General features: G+C 67.7%; 1 protein-coding gene. It reads left to right on the top strand.

All coding sequences use genetic code 11. The features are described from left to right. Positions 1-743 (top strand): AMP-binding protein (locus DMB80_RS27780; RefSeq protein ID WP_162938739.1); only part of this gene is annotated, 743 nt, incomplete at both ends.

Raw genomic sequence — 743 nt, 5'->3', positions numbered from 1 at the left:
CGCATGCTGGTCAAAACCCCCATCAGCTTCGACACCTCCGTCTGGGAAGTGTTCTGGCCCTTGACCACCGGCGCCACCGCCGTGATCGCCCGCCCCGGCGGCCACCGCGACCCCCACTACCTCGCCCACACCATCACCAACCACCACATCACCGCCATCGACTTCGTCCCCTCCATGCTCGACGCCTTCCTCGACGAACCCACCATCACCGACATCACCACCCTCACCCGCGTCACCGTCGGCGGCGAAGCCCTCACCCCCGACCTCCTGCGCCGCTACCACCACCACTTCCCCCACACCCCCCTCCACAACCTCTACGGACCCACCGAAACCGCCGTCGACGTCCTGGGCTGGACCTCCCACAACACCGACCACGACGGCCCCGTCGCCCTCGGCACCCCCGGCTGGAACATCACCACCCACGTCCTCGACGACCACCTCAACCCCGTCCCCGACAACACCCCCGGCGAGCTCTACCTCGCCGGCCCCCAACTCGCCCACGGCTACCTCAACCAATCCCACACCACCGCAACCCGATTCATCGCACACCCCTTCCAACCAGGCCACCGCATGTACCGCACCGGCGACCTCGTCCGCTGGCGCACCCACACCCCCGACGGCAACCCCGTCCTCGACTACCTCGGCCGCACCGACGACCAAATCAAACTCCGCGGCATCCGCATCGAACCCACCGACATCGAAACCACCCTCACCGGACACCCCACCATCACCACCACACGCGT

It is taken from the genome of Mycobacterium kyogaense (assembly GCF_003254575.1).
In the GTDB taxonomy this organism is placed as follows: domain Bacteria; phylum Actinomycetota; class Actinomycetes; order Mycobacteriales; family Mycobacteriaceae; genus Mycobacterium; species Mycobacterium kyogaense.
This window is presented reverse-complemented; position numbering and strand designations above follow the sequence as displayed.